This window comes from Chryseobacterium vietnamense (assembly GCF_031454475.1).
GTDB lineage: Bacteria > Bacteroidota > Bacteroidia > Flavobacteriales > Weeksellaceae > Chryseobacterium > Chryseobacterium vietnamense.
In genome coordinates this window covers 1,751,285-1,766,305 of sequence record NZ_JAVDQX010000001.1, presented here as the reverse complement: position 1 = coordinate 1,766,305, position 15,021 = coordinate 1,751,285, and the positions used below count along the sequence as shown (strand labels likewise).

Annotated in this window: 13 protein-coding genes; 7 read left to right on the top strand and 6 right to left on the bottom strand. The window is 33.1% G+C overall.

Annotated elements, in window-relative coordinates:
- Positions 1-32 precede the first annotated feature (32 nt).
- From J2786_RS07970 to J2786_RS07960, 3 genes are all read right to left on the bottom strand, one after another.
- A complete protein-coding gene (locus J2786_RS07970) occupies positions 33-1,238 on the bottom strand; it encodes an MFS transporter (RefSeq protein ID WP_047433437.1) in 1,206 nt (401 codons plus the stop codon).
- Positions 1,239-1,326: 88 nt separating this feature from the next.
- Positions 1,327-2,241: a helix-turn-helix domain-containing protein gene (locus tag J2786_RS07965; RefSeq protein WP_047433436.1), complete on the bottom strand. Its 915-nt coding sequence runs from the start codon at positions 2,239-2,241 to the stop codon at positions 1,327-1,329.
- Positions 2,242-2,408: 167 nt separating this feature from the next.
- Positions 2,409-2,924, bottom strand: a complete 516-nt coding sequence (locus J2786_RS07960; protein ID WP_310024591.1) for a hypothetical protein — start codon at positions 2,922-2,924, stop codon at positions 2,409-2,411.
- Between the two features lie 117 nt (positions 2,925-3,041).
- Here J2786_RS07960 and J2786_RS07955 point away from each other — a divergent pair, with 117 nt between their 5' ends.
- The 3 genes from J2786_RS07955 to J2786_RS07945 all read left to right on the top strand — a co-directional run bounded on the left by J2786_RS07955 (position 3,042) and on the right by J2786_RS07945 (position 6,798).
- Complete coding sequence (locus J2786_RS07955; RefSeq protein ID WP_310024587.1) at positions 3,042-4,457, top strand: aminotransferase-like domain-containing protein; 1,416 nt, start codon at positions 3,042-3,044, stop codon at positions 4,455-4,457.
- Between the two features lie 305 nt (positions 4,458-4,762).
- Entirely contained in the window at positions 4,763-4,939 is a 177-nt protein-coding gene (locus J2786_RS07950; protein WP_002978882.1) for a BF3379 family histone-like protein, read from the top strand.
- 287 nt (positions 4,940-5,226) lie between these two features.
- Positions 5,227-6,798: a M28 family peptidase gene (locus J2786_RS07945; protein WP_310024584.1), complete on the top strand. Its 1,572-nt coding sequence runs from the start codon at positions 5,227-5,229 to the stop codon at positions 6,796-6,798.
- 261 nt (positions 6,799-7,059) lie between these two features.
- Here J2786_RS07945 and J2786_RS07940 read toward each other — a convergent pair whose 3' ends face one another.
- Complete coding sequence (locus J2786_RS07940) at positions 7,060-7,398, bottom strand: hypothetical protein (protein ID WP_047433433.1); 339 nt, start codon at positions 7,396-7,398, stop codon at positions 7,060-7,062.
- Positions 7,399-8,398: 1,000 nt separating this feature from the next.
- Between J2786_RS07940 and J2786_RS07935 the strand changes: the two genes are divergently transcribed.
- The 3 genes from J2786_RS07935 (at position 8,399) to J2786_RS07925 (ending at position 11,299) form a co-directional block, all read left to right on the top strand.
- Positions 8,399-8,842 carry a hypothetical protein gene (locus J2786_RS07935; RefSeq protein WP_310024581.1) on the top strand — a complete coding sequence of 148 codons (444 nt, stop codon included), beginning with the start codon at positions 8,399-8,401 and terminating at the stop codon, positions 8,840-8,842.
- Between the two features lie 318 nt (positions 8,843-9,160).
- Positions 9,161-10,342, top strand: coding sequence for a LuxR C-terminal-related transcriptional regulator (locus J2786_RS07930; RefSeq protein WP_310024579.1), 1,182 nt, complete (start codon positions 9,161-9,163; stop codon positions 10,340-10,342).
- A gap of 180 nt (positions 10,343-10,522) precedes the next feature.
- The gene (locus J2786_RS07925; RefSeq protein WP_047433431.1) at positions 10,523-11,299 is read left to right on the top strand and encodes a hypothetical protein; all 777 of its coding nucleotides are present in this window, start codon (positions 10,523-10,525) and stop codon (positions 11,297-11,299) included.
- Between the two features lie 150 nt (positions 11,300-11,449).
- On the opposite strand, the gene J2786_RS07920 is transcribed toward J2786_RS07925, so the two are convergent.
- The gene (locus J2786_RS07920) at positions 11,450-11,887 is read right to left on the bottom strand and encodes a transposase (RefSeq protein ID WP_047433430.1); all 438 of its coding nucleotides are present in this window, start codon (positions 11,885-11,887) and stop codon (positions 11,450-11,452) included.
- A gap of 1,042 nt (positions 11,888-12,929) precedes the next feature.
- Here J2786_RS07920 and J2786_RS07915 point away from each other — a divergent pair.
- Positions 12,930-14,273 carry a LuxR C-terminal-related transcriptional regulator gene (locus J2786_RS07915; RefSeq protein WP_310024576.1) on the top strand — a complete coding sequence of 448 codons (1,344 nt, stop codon included), beginning with the start codon at positions 12,930-12,932 and terminating at the stop codon, positions 14,271-14,273.
- Between the two features lie 58 nt (positions 14,274-14,331).
- On the opposite strand, the gene J2786_RS07910 is transcribed toward J2786_RS07915, so the two are convergent.
- Entirely contained in the window at positions 14,332-14,982 is a 651-nt protein-coding gene (locus J2786_RS07910) for an HAD family hydrolase (protein ID WP_047433428.1), read from the bottom strand.
- Between the last annotated feature and the right edge of the window lie 39 nt (positions 14,983-15,021).

The window sequence follows — 15,021 nt, the reverse complement described above, 5'->3', positions numbered from 1 at the left end:
TTGATCTTTTAATAACTATAAAAAAGCAGAGATTAGTTCTCTGCTTTTTCTTTTTTAACGGCTTGATGCATAATTAGAATAATCCCCAAAAGGAAACACGCAATGATCAGATAGCGCCAGGAAAGACCTTTTTGATCTGTTACCGTTCCACTTACCGAGATAATGAAACTTGTTACCGAAGTGATCACATATACCAATCCACCCATCAATCCACCGGCAGTACCTGCATTTTTAGGAAAGTAAAGCATACTTGTCGTGAAAAATGAGGTGAATAAAATTCCGGAGCAGATATGGATAAAAAAGGCAAAAGGAATCATAATGAAAAGGCTTTCTGCAAAATAACTGGTAGTGATCAGTCCTGCAATCAGAATCAGCTGCAAAAGAATAGGCTGTAGAATTCGTGGTTTAAAATCCAGAGTCAGTCTGCGTTTTCCTATAAACCCTCCAATCATCCACGAAAATCCTAAGATTAAAGTACAGTATCCAATAACCACCGGTGTAAAATGAAAGGTGTTTTCAATAATAAAGGGTCCGGTAATATTAAACAACATAACAATAGAGTAGCTCAGTCCTAAAATGAAAATCCCCAACATGAAAATCCTGTTTTTAAGCATCATTTTATAAAGACTTATATTCTCTGAAAGATCCAGCTTCTTTTTCTGCGGAAGACTTTCCCCGCTAAAAAACCATTCGAAAAGAAACAGAAACCCGGCATAAGCTGCCAGAAAATAGAAATTAGCATGCCAGTTAAAGATTTTCTCAAGATATCCACCAAGGAAAGGCGCCAGAATAGGACCACACGACCAGACAATGGTAAAATAGCTTAAATAATGTTTCACCCTTTCTGCATCATAAATATCCACAAAAATAGCACGTGTTGCCACAACAAGCACTGAAACTGCAGCTCCCTGAAGAATACGAAGCAAACAGATCAGTAAAATACTATTTGTCATGGTAATTAAAATACTGGTCAGAATCAACAGAAATAATGCTATCAATTTGGGACGGTAGCGGCCAATGCTGTCAAGAATTCCCCCTACAAACAATTGAGAAATTCCGTAGCTCAACAGATATGAAGTCAGGGTAATCTGAATATCTTTTTCTGAAACCATCATTTCTTTGGCCATAGAAGGGAACGATGGTAAATAAATATCCGTGACAAACCCAGAAAGCGGGATAGACACGAAAGCCATAATGGTAATTAATCTGATTCTTTGCTCAGATGCTTCTCTCAACATATTCATTCATTTTTTACATTGCAAAAATAAGTCAAGAAATACAAAACCCGATTTTAAAAGACAAAGCAAAAATTACAAAAATCAAATATTAAGATAAATTCTTAAACTTTAAGGGCGAAGTCCGGGCATGCTTTTTAAAAAAATTATTAAAATGCGCAGGCTGATCAAACCCTAAAGTATAACCTATCTGGGCAATATCCCAATTCGTATATTTCAGCAGGTTTTTAGACTCTTCAAACATTTTTTCTTTAATAATCTGTGTTGTAGTAAGATTCGTTACAGATTTTACAGAAGAATTCAAATGATTGACATGCACATTCAGGTGTTCTGCAAAATCAGAAGGTGTTTTTAATGCCAGCGGATAAGCAGGAGAATCCAAAGGGAACTGTTTGTTGAGCAACTCATCAAATAACCTGTACAAGCGCACATTTGCGGGAAGTTCATTAGGATTGATATCTTCTACACGGTTTTCCAGTGCCAGATGCATTACAGAAGCAAGATTGCTTTTGATACTGCTGCAACGGAAAGGATATGAAGAATTATTCATCCGGTAGATCTGGTCAAAATAAAGAGTAGCCAGCTGGGCCTGCTCTTCTGTCAGAAAAACAACAGGCTTGCTCCATTCCTTGAACATTGAAGTTTTTTTAAACAGGTTAAATTCTGAATTTCCAGTGAAGAATTCCTGGTTGAACAAACAGAAATACCCTTCCTGAACATCACTTTCGCATTCCCATGAATAAGGAATACTTGGAGAAGGAAAGAATAGGGCGGGACCATCTATAAAAAGCTGATGTGCACCATAATGAATAGTTCCTTTTCCAATGATAAAGCTTATTTTATAATAATCACGACGGTTGTAGGGACTTTTGAAACTACAGTATCTCCGCATGGAAATATTGAAATGGGATTTTCCGGTTTCAAAATCCTCAGAATCAAATATTTTGATCTGATCTTTACGGATGCGTCTGTAATAATCTTCTATTGTTTCCAGCTGATCGCTCATAAGTAAAAATTATAAAAATCAAAGATAGGTAAACTGTTGCTTACTCAAATTAATTGTAAGCCAGATAATGAAAATATGAATTATAGTCTCTCTCAATATGATAAGGAATTGCCATCATAAAATATAGGTTACCACCTTTAGAAATCAGTGTTTCAGGATGAAGTAAGTTAGCGTTTATTGATTTCCAATTCCAAAATATGTGATGGCAGCTGGAAAGGACCAGTCTTTGAACTTTCCATAGCTATAAAACCGGACTCTTTTAAAAATTCAGAAAGCGGATCATGATCAAGCATATTGGTCCATATAATATCCGTAAAGCTTATTGCGGATCTGCATTTTTTCCAAAGAGACTGTCTTGTCTGCGGAGTGTCAAACTCTGAAAGAATCACAAAACTGATTTCTGTAGCCCTTTTTCCCTCAGGAATTCCCATGTGTAAAGAACCGCTCTTTATAATACTATATCCAATGGGTTTTTGATCAGCATACATCATGATCAGTTGGTTGGAAAGGTCATTCAGATCATTGATCATCTTTCTTGGATCTATTTCGTGGTGAATATATTTTTTTATGTCTTCCTCACTTACAAACTCTTTGTACAATGTATAAATGGAAGAATCAATAATGGTTATAAGATCAGAAATTCCCTCTTCAGAACCTACTGTAAATTTTGAAATGATATCCATGGGATTTTTTTTATTCAAAATTATAAGATTAATCTATTCAAAAAGGATACAGTTCGCTAAAATATCATCGGTACAGAAAGGTATTTTTGTAAATTTGTTCAGTACAGTTGATGTATTATGATGAAACCCTATAAGTACGAAATTTTTACAGCAGAAATAGAGAGACAGATCTACAATGGAATTTTACAGGAAAATGACAGGCTTCCTTCCGTTCGTATCATTAAGAAAAAATACAAACTGAGCACAAGCTCTGTACAAAGTGGATTTGAATATCTTATGATTAAAGGATTGATCAGGAGCAATCCACGGTCTGGCTATTTTGTCACAGGAATTCAGGAGGAAAATATTCCGGAAGTAAAAACAAAGCTTCCGGCCGTAGTGAGGGATGAGGTATTTATGAAAAATATGATGCTTACTTCCAAAAGAACTTCAGAATTCAGTTCTTTCAATACGGCTGTACCCGGAGATCTCCTGATTCCGCAGAAGCTTATCCTCAGAACAATGCAGGAAGTTATTCGTGAGAAAGGAGCATCACTGCTCAGGTATTATCCCTCAAACGGATTGGAGCTGTTAAGGAAACATATTGCAAAACAAATGGGAGCTTATGGCTGTGTATTAAATCCGGACGAAATAATTATCACTGATGGGGCTTTGCAGGCCCTTACAATTGCTTTAAAATCGGTTACAAAAGCAGGAGATGTAGTGGCTGTTGAGAGTCCATGTGTATTTTCTGTACTGGAAGTACTTACACATCTCGAACTGAAAGTCATAGAAATCCCTGTACATTATAAAACAGGTTTTGATACTGAATATTTCAAAACGATCTGTGAGGAAAATAAGATCTGCGCTCTTGTCACGACTCCCAATTTTCACAATCCCACCGGTGTTGTAATGAAAGATGAAACAAAAAAAGAAGTTCTGAGCATGGCAGAAACGTATCAGTTCTGTATTATTGAGAATGATATGTACTCCGATCTTTATTTTGAAGAACAAAGACCGCAAAGTATAAAAAGCTTTGATAAAAAAGGGATAGTAATGATGTATTCATCGTTTTCAAAGACGTTAGCTCCCGGAATTCGTTTAGGCTGGTTATATGCCGGAAGTTTTTATGCAAAATCCGAAAGAGTAAGGTTTGCTTTAGGGCGCACCGTTTCTCCTGTTTATCAGGAATTGGTTCTGAAACTGCTACAGGGAAGCAGTTATGAAAGACACCTTCGGTTATTCCGGAAAAAACTCAGCCAGCAGGCTGTTCAGGTAGTAGAGGTGTTAAGAAATTCCTTTCCTGAAGGCTCTTATTTTCACAGGCCCAAAGGAGGTTACAGTATTTGGGGACAGCTTCCTGAGAATACTGATATGAAAAGGTTTTACCAATATTGTGAAGAGCATCAGGTTTTGTTCACCCCCGGAAATACTTTTTCTTTCACGGATAAATATTATTTTCATTTCAGGGTGATTTTTACCGAAAGAATTACTTCTGAAAGCATTGTTTTACTGAAAAATGCAGGCGCGAAAGCAAAAGAGCTGCAGTTTTAAAACTTTAAGAACAATGAAGTAAGGTAAAGAAACTCAAATGGTTTCCTGCATAAAATTTATTAAGAGAATCTTGGTTTGTTTTTTTTGATTCTTATTGATTTTGAATGGTTTATTTAAATATTAACTACTGCTTAATATAGTACCCAATACATGGCTGGTTTTCTACAATAATTCGATTTTATTTTAAAAATTAAATTGAATTTACGGAAGACTTAGAAAAAATGATTAAATCCACTATTTTTTTTCGACACAATTAGGCTGGAATCGCCATAAAACCTATATTTGCAGCCTAAATTTTTAAATAAATGAAAGAACTAATTGAAAAAATCAACGCAGAATTTGAAGCGTTCACAACTGAGGCAAACCAACAAGCGGAAAAAGGAAACAAAGCAGCTGGTACAAGAGCTCGTAAAGCAGCTTTAGAACTAAGCAAATTGTTCAAAGAATTCAGAAAAGTTTCTGTAGAAGAAGCTAAGAAATAATTCTCCTTTAGCCGGCTTTTTGAAGCCGGTTTTTTTTTGCCTGAATTCAATAGTGTTTTAATGGGAAACAAGTTAAAGCTATTATCAGGGAAAATGAAATACTATTTCTAAAGAATACAAAGACTGTCGTATTGATAGTCTTTTTTTGTGAGTTATAGTTGTTTGTAGATTTTTATTATTTTTTTTGGATAAAATAGTTAATAATATAATTGTAAAGTTTCTTTTTTAAGCTTAATCTTTCATCATCTCCCCAATTTCCTTTATCTTTAAACCAATCAATAAATAGTATGAGGATAAATAGATTTTTTGCAGTGCCTGCAGTAATGCTGGCTGCTCAGTTTTCATGGGCCCAGGTAAAGGTTGACCCAAAAGAAAGGCTTAACCCTATCGTAAAAAGTTTTGTAGATGAAGTTAATAATAATTCCCAGCTGGAAAATCTTGCATCTGAACTGCTGGATGGGATCGGACCCCGTCTTGTGGGAACTCCCGAAATGCTGGCAGCAAACGAATGGAGTGCCAGTAAACTTCGTTCGTGGGGAGTAGACGCTAACCTTCAGCAATTCGGGACATGGAAAGGATGGCAAAGAGGAACTACTCATGTTGATATGACATATCCGCGAGTAAAATCTCTTTCCGCAACACAGCTGGCATGGAGCCCGGCTACTAAAAAAGCAATTGAGGCAGAAGTGATTGTTCTTCCGAAAGTATCTTCTAAAGCTGAATTTGATCAATGGCTTACTGCTGTGAAAGGGAAAATTGTATTGATGGCACAATACCAGAAAATCGGTCGTTCTGATGAGCAGATCAAAGAATTTGCAACGCCGGAATTGTATGAAAAACTGAAAGCCGAAAAAGAGCAGGCTACCAAAGATTTTGCTGCTTATATAAAGAACATCGGCTATGATAATAACACCCTTCCCGAAGCATTGGAAAGAGCAGGAGCGGCAGGTATTGCCATTTCAAACTGGACGGGTATTATGGGAGCTAACAGAATATTTGGAGCGAAAACAAGCAAGATTCCAATGATTGATATTGATGTGGAAGACTATGGAATGCTTTACAGAATGGCTGAAAAAGGAACTCAGCCTAAAATCAAAATTGATGCCCAGTCAAAAGTACTTCCTGAAGCCAAAAGTTTTAATACAATTGGAATGATCAAAGGAAAAGAAAAGCCGGATGAATATGTAATTCTTTCAGCTCACCTTGATTCATGGGACGGAGCTCAGGGAGCTACAGATAACGGAACCGGAACAATCACCATGCTGGAAACCATGAGAATTCTGAAAAAATATTATCCTAATAATAAAAGAACTATTGTAATCGGACTTTGGGGGAGTGAAGAACAGGGATTAAACGGTTCGAGAGGTTTTGTGATGGATAATCCTCAGATTATTAAAGGAGTACAGGCTGCTTTTAACCAGGATAACGGAACAGGACGTGTTGTCAATATCAGCGGACAAGGATTTGTAAAAGCTTATGATTACGTAGGACGATGGCTTGACGGAGTTCCAAAAGCAGTAAGAGGTCATATTAAAACTGATTTCCCAGGAATGCCAGGCGGAGGAGGTTCTGACCATGCTTCGTTTGTGGCAGCAGGAGTACCCGGAATTTCGTTAGGTTCTCTGAACTGGGGCTATTTTGGATATACCTGGCATACCACCAAAGATACTTATGACAAGATTGTTTTTGATGAGGTGAAAAATAATGTGGTTTTAACCGCAGCATTAGCTTATATGGCATCCGAAGATCCTGAATTCAGTAATCGGGAAAAAAGAGTAATGCCTCAGGATGAAAAAGGAGAGACTGTGAAGTGGCCGGAAGTAAAAGAGCCTAGAAGAAGCTCTAAAGATTATAAATAGAATCTTATTCACAACAAGAAAAGAAAAGATGTGATATTCTGATATCACATCTTTTTTCGCCATTATTGGCTAAACATTTATTTTAAAATTAATAATAAATATATGTTTTAGCCCATAATGGCATTTTTTATTATGAACTTCTAGGAAATAGAATGGCTCCTCATAACCTAATCTAAATAGGAAAGAGGTAAGATTCTGCAATCCTTAATATGAATACTGTAAATAGGATATCATAATAAATGTATAGAGAATGTGAATGGATTAAATATTGAATAAACTTTTCCATTTTGCAACGGTATTGCGACTCAGCTTAAAATGTAGAGCAAGCTGCGTATTATTAAGATAATTCTTTTTCTGGTATTCAAGAATTTTATAAATCGTTTCTTTATTGTAAGAACGATGAGACTGATTGGCCTTGATGTTTTGGCTGTAACTAAATATTATTCTATTAATTTCTATCACATCAAATGCCGAGAGATTCTTCTTCGATAAAATTTTTTCACACTCATGCTTTTTCTCCGGATATTTCATGTCAACAAGATCACTGTAAATTTTTTTGTAATCAGGCGTCACTGAGGGAGATTGTTTGTAATGATTCATTGTAATATAATGATGTAGATTTTGTCAATTTATAAGCCATTTTTAATGGCTGTATTTGAATAAATACTAGAGTTCGTAAATAATTAAAGAAGGTGTCTCAACCAATCATAAATAATGCTTTCAATTGAAAATAACAAAGTAAACTGCTTTTGAACTTTATAATAGTTTATTCTTTAATGCCTCTTACGGCTCTAGTATTTTTTGGTCTTAATATCAATAAATGATTTGCATGCTAATAAAAAATATGTAGTTTGTGTTTTTGCGCAAAAGTATATTTTCTGTCCTATATATTCCAATATTTTGAATACATCATGCATACAGCCTCTGCTGGGTGGCGGAAAAATAGGAAAATTCTCTATCAGTACAAGTTGACTGCTTCTTACATTAAGGTAAATCTATTTGCCTGAAAACATGTATGTTTTATATGTTGTTGTATCTATGATGTATGTGTTATTTGGTACAGCGCAATGCTTATTTTATACTTTTGCGGCGAAACCAAAGAACAGTAATTTGTATGGAAAAAGAAATTGTATTAACCTTGTTAATATTATATTGGCTAGGTATGCATTCCCAAGTCGAGATTAATATCTCCTGTCCTGACACTCAAAATATAGGACGAAACTCAATGAGGCCAACTATACTGGACAGTATAATCAACGGAGTTCAACGTAAAACAAAAAAATATAATTCTGCTGAAAGAAAAATTTTTGTTTTTGCTACCAATGCTGACTGCATCTTCCGGTCAAACATTGAATATAACTTCTTCAGGTTACTTTTTCTTTGATAGTAAAGTGTGGACAAAACTGGATAATTGAGATTTTAACATTACCAACGATACATTTATTAATAATTCTTCTGATGCTAATGCAAGAATAGTACCCGGAACTGATTTTAATGATTCTATTGTACGTACAGCAGGATCTGAATTTGTTGCTCAGGGTAATGTTCTCTAAAGTTTTGATAAATGATTAGTATGGCTTTTATACACAATAGATAAAAAATGAAAAATATCATCATAATTTTAATAAGTACGCTACTGGTTTCTTCGTGTACTGTAAATACCCCTCAAAAAAATATTTCATATAAACAAGCAAAGAAATATTTTTTAAAAAATGCTTACGATAATAAAGATCTTACTGAAAAAATAATTACTTCACAGGATGAGTTTGAGCGGGTTTTTGGAGCTGCAACAACAATGGGTATCAATGGGAAACCAACACCTATTGATTTCTCAAAAGAAAATGTACTTGCTCTCATTTACCCTAAAACCAGTTTGGAAGTGAAGATTATACCTATAAGTCTTCAGGAAAACGAACAGAATATCGTGTATTCTTATAAAGTAATTGAAGGACCTCAGCATAGTTTTACAACAATTCCCAACACAATTATTATCATTCAGAAATCAGATTCAAAAAAAATAGTTTTTCACAAAATAAAAGAATAATAAACGGCATTATTTCCAATTAATTTAACCTATTATCAAAAGAACAGTAATTGAATATACAATATGATCAGAGCGAGCATAAAAAGAATATTTCAATTTTTAATGATGGTCTTTGGCTGTCTGTCTATTTTCACTGTCTTATATTCCCAAAATTATACTCCAGGGCAAATAGATGACGCATTAATAACTAAATCCGAGAAACTTAGAATAAGAGGTCAAAAAAAAGAGTTAATTTCTTTAAATGAAAAATTTATTGCTATTTCTCAAAATCAGAATTATCTGAAAGGAGAGATTTTAGGTTATATTAATATTGCTAATATGCATGCAACCATAGGTGATTACAAAAATTCTTTTTATTATTTGCAGAAAGCTGAAAAAAACATCAAAAAAAGTAATAATGCTTATTTATCTGCAAAACTTTATCAGGAATACGGACAGGTTAATGATGCTATTGGTTTATATGTAAAAGCTCTGAAATACAATGCACAGTCTATTTATTATGGTAAACTGATTTCCGGTCATGACGAAAAGAAAATACTATCAGATATTTATGCAAACAGGGCAGATTTTCTGCATAATATTCACCGTGAGGATTCTTCGCTGATTTATTTACACAGAGCATTAAAAATAAAATCCAGCCCGGTAGTTAATTCATTGATAGGGGATTATTATATGGTTTATAAAAAAAATACGGATTCGTCTTCGTATTACATAAATAATGCATTGAAGCTATTGCAGAAAATGAATTACTGGAATATTCAAAGAGGGCTGACCTATTACTATTATGGTAACTTTCTTAATAAAATGAAAGAGCATGAAAAAGCTTTGTTATACTATAAAAAATCAGTTGCCATTCTGGAAAGAACCAAAAGAGTGTATAATATTCCTCTGCTTTACAGTACAATATCAAGTGCTTATGGTGTTTTAAATGATGAAGAAAAAGAAAAAGAATATCTTGAAAAGTATACCAAACTAAAAGATAGTTTGAGCAGGATATCCAATGAAAGTGTAAATACTTCAATTGATGAAATTATAAGAGAAAAAGAATCTGAAAATATTTCAAGAAAGAATATATTACTAATTTATAATATTGTAGTTTGTTGTCTTATTGTCATTTTGCTCTTTTTCTACATTCATTATCAAAAAAATAAAGATATTATAAAGCAGAAGGAATTCGAAACGGATGTTTTAAAAGAAAAGCTCAGTAATTCTTACGATTGTATCATTAATCTGGCTAAAAAAAATGATCCTAATTTTCTCAACAAATTTCAGGAAGCATATCCGGACTTTATTAAAAAAATGCTTACAATAAATGCTAATCTGTCAAAATCTGATTTAACTTTTTGTGCCATGATTTGGCTGGGATTTACATCAAAAGAAATTGGACAATATACTTTTGTGGAACATCGGTCTGTTCAGAATAAAAAGAACAGGCTTAGAAAAAAATTAAATATTTCTTCAGATGTTGATCTGTATTTTTTCTTTAAAAATCTCAGATAATTTAGGCTGAGAATAATAAATTAAGATAGGCATATTTCTTTAAAATAAAATTCGGGATGTTGATTTTTTAGAGCTTTGTAGGTGTTACTTCTTAATGATGTATCCTTGTTGTAGTAGGTTTTATCATCAAAAAAGTATTGTATTGTAACTTTAGCATGAAATTAAAATACAATATACAGTATGAAAAAGAAAACTATTCTTATCGCAAGTATTTTTTGTTCATTATGCTATCATTCCCAAATTGGAATTAATACTGCTACTCCTATGAAAAACCTGCACGTTAACGGATCTTTGCAGGTTGTAAATGAACTGAATGTAGGAGGAAATGCTTCTACTGCTGGTTCTGCGGGAGTTGCGGGGCAGGTTCTTAAATCTAATGGGCCCGGCAATGCTCCTACGTGGCAAACTATTGCAGGTGTTCCGAGCTCTACAGGAACTGTGATTGCGTTGAATGGCCAATTTGTGGTTGCTCAGGAAATAATAGTACAGATGACTAATGATTTTATAGTTACAGGTGGTTCCAATGGTGGTGTTCCGGTTGCTATAGGAAGTTTAAATAATGAAATTGTAGATAATGAAAACATGTATACGGGTTCGTTGTCAGCTAATTCATTTAAAGTTTCTGCAGATGGGGTATATCAGATAATGATGAACGCACAGTTATCAACAATCAACACTGCTGATGGTTCACCTTCAAGTCCAGTGGTGGGTATATGGGATGATACAATTAATGCTTGGGTGGCACGTGTGAATGATATTTATTGGGCCGGAGCATCAAGTGGAGCTGGGGGCGGACCTAAGCAGACTTATACTTTGATTACGTCAATTCCTATGTTAACTTCTCATACCTATTCTTTCAGGGTGTATAATACAGTGGATGTAACTATCAGGTATTTAAGTTCAGGTACTACAGGATCTGGTCCCGTAACACAAATGTCTGTAAAACGTCTAAAATAGAGTGATTATAGTGTCTTCTAATTTTATTTGAATTCTTAACAAAAAAAATAGACTAATTTCTTAGTCTATTTTTTCGTATTTATTGAATATTGTTTTACAATAGAGTATTCACTATAAAACTAATTATAACTGTACAAGACATACATAAACCTATATGTTTTTATCTGCATACTTTGCAATCCATTTATAGAGTGTTGTTTTTGGGATTTTATAATCATTTATTATTTCCAGCTTTGTTTTCTTTCCTGTTTCAATTTGTTCCAGGATAAATTCTATAATTTCCTTAGTATAGATATTTTTCCTAAACTCTGGTAAAGAAGAAGTTTTCTTATGAGAAGCATTAGAGGAAATTTCCTTTTTAGGAGGAGAAAAGAGGATAAGATGCTGTGAGTAGGCCCGGAAAAAATCATATTCTAACAGTTTGCTCCATCTTAGTAATTTATCAGTTGTCAGATCTTCTTCAAGAAACATTTGTTCAATTTCAGATTCAGTACACTTCATAAAGTTACATGCCCTCTGCATATCCAATGCTTCTTCCAGAAACCTGGCTTTAATAATGCTGCCAATATGTATTTTTTTAAAATTCAAGATAAACGGTATTATATGTTAAAATTTATTTTCGCAAAAAATAGTAAAGCCTTAGGACTTACTTTTGTTTGGCTGATGAAAAAAAGAATCTGAATTATAGTGATTGTCTTCACTGTATTGTAGACGGATGATCTTAATTCCTACTTGAGAAGATAATATAACAGATAAAAGCTTTTTCATCATTTTTGTTCAAATTTAGCACTGATTATTTTCTCCTAATCAAATAGCCATACAACATAAATACATCACTTTCTATTAAAGGTATATAGGCTCAAAAAAAAACTCCCGATAAACGGGAGTAGCAACTTTGATCAGAATTATAGATCTTTGTAAAATCAAAAATGAAAACTGATTTTGTTAATTAAATATTAAAAGAGTTATTTTGTTGTAAGAAGCAAAAACTTTAGTCAATTTTCAATCCACCAAGCTTTTTTTTCGTTTTTTAAATACCAAGCTATATCAGTAAATTTTACTATCATAAAGTTAGATATGATGTTTTATTTAAGCAAAATTTCATATACATCAAATGTACATCAATCGATTTTTTGACTTCATATTAACGGGATTCCAGACGATGAAATGTCTTTTTTGGGAAGGGTTACAGAATTTTATATAAAAAAAAGGAATTTATCAGATTGTTCCCTGTGTCAAAGAGTTTACGTTATTTAAATCAAGCTTTAGTGAATTATGTAGGTTTGATTATTATTTTTTTCAAGGATATTATTAATAATCAATAAATATTGATTATAGTAATGAATATATTTGTATTTTAACTAAAATTAATAAGAATTTTATGTATATTTTGTATATATTTTTATTTTATTTACTTTTATGGCAGGCAAAATCATAATGTGGTATCATGTTGAAAAATTTTATTAAGGCTGATGCCATTTTTATCACTTTAGAAAACTTATTATCAAAATTAACTATGCAAACATTAAAGCTTACCCAATTTTTAAAAATATTGCTAAGCATCTTAATATATTTTTCATTTTCTACCCTACTTTATGCTCAGACATATAGTCCTCAATATATAGATAGTATGCTGATAAAAGTCAATGAGGATTTAAGAGTAATTGGCAAAAAGAAGGAATTGATTGATCTTAATAATAAATTTTACAATATCAGTAAAAAACAAGATTATAAAAAAGGGGAGATACTTTCCTCTATTAATTTGGGTAATATCTACGCTACTGTTGGGGTTTATGAAAAAGCATTTCAACACCTGCAGGTTGCTGAACAAAATCTTGAAGGAACTGATGATTATTATCTGTATACGAAATTATATCAGGAGTATGGTCAGATCAACTATGTAATAGGCCTCTATAAAAAAGCCATTAAGTATAATTCAAGGGCAATTTATTATGGTAAACAAATAAAGGATAAATGTGATCAGGAAATTTTATCTCTGGTTTATGCTAACAGAGCTGATTTCTTAAGAGAAACAAATTCAATTGATTCTTCGTTAATTTATTTGCATAAAGCGTTAGATGTAAAACCTACACCGGTTATCAATTCCACGATTGCTAATCACTATATGCTTTTGGGTAAAAATGAGGATTCAACCCAGGTATATTTTAACAGAGCATTCTCTCTTTTAAGAAAAAGAGACTACTGGGATTCTCAGAGGGCTCTTACTTATTTTTATTACGGAAATTTTTTATTTGAAAAGGAGGATTATACTTTGGCGTTGGATTATTATATTAAATCAGTGGAGATCCTTAAAAAGACCCGAAGAGTATATCAGATCCCGGTATTATATCAGACTATTGCCAAGACCTATAAAAAATTAAACAATGGAGCGAAAGAAAAAGATTATCTGGTGAGATATGCTAAATTAAATGGTAGTCTGGAAAAGGTATGGGATAAATCAATCAATACTTCTGTTGATAAAATGACTGAGGAAAAAGAGAAAGAAGAGATAGAGCAGCAGAACTCAACCCATATGTATAATGTAATCGTTTTTTCATTATTGGGCACTATTATAATTGTGTATTATGTTTATAATAAAAGAATTATCAAAAAACGTAAAATTATAGAGGAAAGAGAACTGGAGACGGAATTTTTAATAAAAAAGATGTCCGTTAACGATGACAGACTAATGTCGTTAGCAAGGAAAAATGATCCTTTATTTTTTAATGAATATAAAAGTGCTTATCCTGAGTTAGTTGAAGGACTTTTTGAAATTAATCCAAAGCTATCAATTAATGAACTTTCTTTTTGTGCCATGATACAACTGGGATTCTCTTCTAAAGAAATTGCACAATATGGATTTATGCAGCACAGATCAGTTCAGACTAAGAAAAACAGATTACGGAAAAAATTAAATATTCCATCGGATGTGGATATTTACTTTTTTTTACAAGACTTAAATTCCAGAATATAGTGTGGAAATAAGGATACGCGGTTTGATAATAAAAAAGACTTCTCTGAAGAGAAGCCTTTTATTTTGTAATGTCAGAAATGTGAACATTCAGCTCTGAAAAGGTAGTAATTGCTGGTTCATACAAGGGATCACTGAGCTTCCCAAACCCGTATTTACAGTAAATAAATAATAATCCATTGGATTTTGCTGAGTTATAATCGGTTTGAGTATCACCAATGTAAACTGAGTCTTCAGTGGATAACTGATTTCTTTCTATGAGAAGCTGTATGTTTTCAGATTTATTTTTTTGGGTTCGTCCGTGAGACTCAAAATCAATAAACAGATCATTGAACTGATAATAATCTAAAAATGATTCAATATAACCATCCTGGCAGTTGCTTACGATGAAAAGGGAATAGATGTTGGCCAGGCTCTTTAAAGTCTCTTCTACACCATTATATAATATCCCACCTTCTAAGTGAAGGGTTTTATTTTCTTCGGCTACAATTTCAGAAAGGAGTTCCCGGGCCTGCAGGTCTGAAATGCCGGGAATAATATCTTTTACAATATCGTGGGCTAATAATCCCATATACTGATCCATGTCTTCAGGTTTCAGTTCTTTTTGGATCAGCTGATGCTTGCCCAATACTTTATTCCATATTTTGATAATCGTAGCTCTGGAATCCCATAATGTTCCATCCAGATCGAAGATTAGATTCTTTGTTTTCAAAATGATTGATTTGAGGTTTTAATTTAAATAGGGTTCAGT

Coding starts and splice junctions, on each gene's coding strand:
- J2786_RS07945 (WP_310024584.1), top strand. CDS start 5,227: ATGAGGATAAATAGATTTTTTGCAGTGCCTGCAGTAATGCTGGCTGCT.
- J2786_RS07965 (WP_047433436.1), bottom strand. CDS start 2,241: ATGAGCGATCAGCTGGAAACAATAGAAGATTATTACAGACGCATCCGT.
- J2786_RS07915 (WP_310024576.1), top strand. CDS start 12,930: ATGCTGATAAAAGTCAATGAGGATTTAAGAGTAATTGGCAAAAAGAAG.
- J2786_RS07960 (WP_310024591.1), bottom strand. CDS start 2,924: ATGGATATCATTTCAAAATTTACAGTAGGTTCTGAAGAGGGAATTTCT.
- J2786_RS07970 (WP_047433437.1), bottom strand. CDS start 1,238: ATGTTGAGAGAAGCATCTGAGCAAAGAATCAGATTAATTACCATTATG.
- J2786_RS07930 (WP_310024579.1), top strand. CDS start 9,161: ATGCATGCAACCATAGGTGATTACAAAAATTCTTTTTATTATTTGCAG.
- J2786_RS07950 (WP_002978882.1), top strand. CDS start 4,763: ATGAAAGAACTAATTGAAAAAATCAACGCAGAATTTGAAGCGTTCACA.
- J2786_RS07925 (WP_047433431.1), top strand. CDS start 10,523: ATGAAAAAGAAAACTATTCTTATCGCAAGTATTTTTTGTTCATTATGC.
- J2786_RS07955 (WP_310024587.1), top strand. CDS start 3,042: ATGATGAAACCCTATAAGTACGAAATTTTTACAGCAGAAATAGAGAGA.
- J2786_RS07940 (WP_047433433.1), bottom strand. CDS start 7,398: ATGAATCATTACAAACAATCTCCCTCAGTGACGCCTGATTACAAAAAA.
- J2786_RS07935 (WP_310024581.1), top strand. CDS start 8,399: ATGAAAAATATCATCATAATTTTAATAAGTACGCTACTGGTTTCTTCG.